Origin of the sequence: Agromyces humi (assembly GCF_009720255.1) — a bacterium.
Classification (GTDB): Bacteria; Actinomycetota; Actinomycetes; order Actinomycetales; family Microbacteriaceae; genus Agromyces; species Agromyces humi.
Genome location: NZ_WJSP02000464.1, coordinates 1 through 2,572, shown reverse-complemented (window position 1 = coordinate 2,572; position 2,572 = coordinate 1). Strand labels below are relative to the sequence as shown.

General features: G+C 69.1%; 2 protein-coding genes. Both read right to left on the bottom strand.

The window, feature by feature from the left end:
• Nucleotides 1-71 precede the first annotated feature (71 nt).
• The gene (locus GH736_RS20940) at nucleotides 72-1,568 is read right to left on the bottom strand and encodes a PTS mannitol transporter subunit IICB (RefSeq protein WP_159606756.1); all 1,497 of its coding nucleotides are present in this window, start codon (nucleotides 1,566-1,568) and stop codon (nucleotides 72-74) included.
• Between the two features lie 19 nt (nucleotides 1,569-1,587).
• Nucleotides 1,588-2,572 (bottom strand): phosphoenolpyruvate--protein phosphotransferase (locus tag GH736_RS20935; RefSeq protein ID WP_162529585.1); only part of this gene is annotated, 985 nt, incomplete at its 5' end.

The window sequence follows — 2,572 nt, the reverse complement described above, 5'->3', positions numbered from 1 at the left end:
GGAGCCGCGGCGGGCTCGTGGTGAGCCCGCGCGCGGCCCCGGGTTCCCCCGCCCCGTTCGCCGGCGGTCGGTCAGCGCACGCCCTCCGACTCCAGCAGGTTCACGATCTCCTCGTACTTCGGGGAGTTCATGAAGTTGTCCACCGAGATGTGCAGCGCGCTCGGCGACTGCAGCCGCGCCCGATCGGTGAGGTCCTGGTGGGTGATCACCAGGTCGACGTCGTCCGTGAGGTTCGCGATGGACTTGTTCGTCACCGACACGCTGTCGATGCCGGCCTTCTTGATCTTGTTCCGCAGCACGGTGGCGCCCATGGCGCTGGAGCCCATGCCGGCGTCGCACGCGAAGATGATCGTGTGGATCGGCTTGTGCTCGAACGCCGCGCGCTCGCCCTCGGCGATGAGGCCGCCGCCGGCCTCGACGCCCTCGGCCTGCAGGTTGCCGAGCACGCTCGACTCCTTGCCCTTGTTGGCCTGTGTCTGCGCGATCGCCATGCCGAGGTCGCCGCCGCCGGTCGCCAGGTCCTTCTTGCGACTGGCCCGCAGGATGATCGACGCGATGATGAAGGACACGGTGGCCGACAGGATCACCGACAGGATGACCCCGATGTAGCTGTCCGTCGCCGTCTGGATGAGCACCGCGAAGATGCTGCCAGGTGACGCGGGGGCTCGGAGGCCCGACTGGAAGAGCACGTTCGTCGCGACCCCCGTCATGCCGCCGGCGATGACCGCCAGCACCGTGAGGGGCTTCATCAGCACGTACGGGAAGTAGATCTCGTGGATGCCGCCGAGGAACTGGATGATGATCGCGCCGGGCGCGCTGGCCCGCGCCATGCCCACGCCGAAGAACGTGAACGCGAGGAGCAGGCCGAGGCCGGGGCCTGGGTTCGCCTCGATGAGGAACAGGATCGACTTGCCCTGCTCGACCGCCTGCTGCGTGCCGAGCGGGGTGAACACGCCCTGGTTGATGGCGTTGTTCAGGAAGAGGATCTTGCCCGGCTCGACGAGGATCGACAGCAGCGGCAGCAGGTTCAGCGAGGTCAGCCAGTCGACGGCCGTCTCGAGGAGCCCGCTCAGCCACTGCACCGCAGGGCCGAAGGCGAAGAAGCCGACGAGCGCGAGCAGCATGCCGACGATGCCGGCCGAGAAGTTGTTGACCAGCATCTCGAAGCCGGCCTTGATCTTCCCCTCCCACAGCTTGTCGATCTGCTTCATGACCCAGGCCGCGAACGGACCCATGATCATGGCGCCGAGGAACATCGGGATGTCCGTGCTGACGATCACGCCGACGGTCGCGATCGAGGCCACCACCCCGCCTCGGGTGTCGTAGACGAGGCGACCGCCCTGGTTGGCGATGAGCAGTGGCAGGAGGTAGGTGATCATCGGGCCGACGAGCGCGGCGAGCGATTCGTTCGGGGTCCACCCCGTGGGGATGAAGAACGCGGTGATGAAGCCCCAGGCGATGAACGCGGCGATGTTCGGCATGATCATCCCCGAGAGGAAGGTGCCGAACTTCTGGATCGCGACGCGTGCTCCCCCCGGCCGCTTCGTCTGTGGTGACGTCGTCGTCATCATGTTGCCTCTCTCGTGATCACGACGCGGCGGTGCGCGCCGAGGTGATGTCGGATGCGGCGGACAGGGCCGCCTGCTTGGCTTCGGCCGCTCCCTCAGCGGCCAGGGCTGCCCGGGCGAGCGCCTTGGCGTCGTCGGGGCTGTACCGCGCGAGGGAGGCGCGGACATCTGCGAGTGCCGATGGGGACATCGACAGGCTGGTGGCGCCGAGGCCGACGAGGACCACGGCGAGGAGGGGATCGGCGGCGGCCTCGCCGCAGATGCCGACGGGCTTGCCGAGCTCGGCGCCGGCGGTACCCACGTCGGCGATGAGGCGGAGGACGGCCGGATGCCACGGGCTCTGCAGGTTCGCCACCGTGCCGAGCAGCCGGTCGGCCGCCATCGTGTACTGGGTGAGGTCGTTCGTGCCGATGGAGGCGAAGTCGCAGGCGGCGAGCACGCGGTCGGCCACGAGCGCGGCCGAGGGGGTCTCGACCATGACGCCGGCGACCCGGATGCCCAGTTCCTTGGCGAGGCCGTCGAAGTAGCGGGTCTCCTCGACGGTGGCGACCATGGGGGCCATGACCCAGAGCTCGGCGTCGGTCGCGGCATCCGCTGCGGCGAGCGCCGTGAGCTGCTCGCGCAGGATGACCTCGGAGTGGCGCAGCGCCCGGATGCCGCGGAGGCCGAGGGCCGGATTCTCCTCGTGCGCGTCGTTGAGGAACGCGAGCGGCTTGTCGGCGCCGGCGTCGAGCACGCGGACCACGACCTTCTTGCCGGCGAACGCCGTGAGCAGGCGTGTGTAGTGCTCCTGCTGCTCCCGCACGCTCGGCGCCGCGTCGGCGTCGAGGAAGAGGAACTCGGTGCGGAACAGGCCCACGCCCTCGGCGCTGCCCGTGGTCCGACGACCTGGCCACGTTCGTCGCGAGCGCTCTGCGTCGGCGCATGGCGTTCGCGCGTACTCGTCAAGGTCGAGCGCGTCATGAGGGTCCAGTTTCGAGCTCATCATCGCCCACCACCAGGAA